This window comes from Escherichia sp. KCJ4928, assembly GCF_004352695.1.
GTDB lineage: Bacteria > Pseudomonadota > Gammaproteobacteria > Enterobacterales > Enterobacteriaceae > ECMA0423.
Window position 1 is genome coordinate 1 of record NZ_SJWV01000647.1, and the last position, 371, is coordinate 371.

Below are 371 nucleotides of genomic sequence, written 5' to 3' on the forward strand. Positions count from 1 at the left end.
GGTACGGTATGCTGACAGTATCACGTTAATTGCAGCATAAAGTGATGAGAGGCTAATGGAAGTTAAAACCAGAGCAGTTCCGTCGTTGTTCATCCCGGGAGACACTGGAAAAAGTGATTTCCCACACACGTTATAAACTTCCCCCTGTGGAGCTGGAAACCTTCAACTCTGCGGTCGATCATCGGCTGGCAGAACTGACAATGAACAAGCTTTACGATCGCGTGCCGGCTTCTGTCTGGAAATCTGTCACCTGAACGTTCGGTAATCACAGAGGTATTGCGCCAGGTGTTATCTGCTCTGTGTGATTCTTTTTGGGTTTTCTCAGGTTGTTAAAAGCTGAATATGTTCCTGTTGTCGGGAACCAGGATAAT

1 pseudogene is annotated in these 371 nt (G+C 46.6%); it reads left to right on the top strand.

Going from position 1 to position 371, the window contains the following annotated elements:
• Positions 1-55: 55 nt before the first annotated feature.
• A pseudogene (locus tag E0D98_RS26060) lies at positions 56-254 on the top strand (Hha/YmoA family nucleoid-associated regulatory protein).
• Positions 255-371 lie beyond the last annotated feature (117 nt).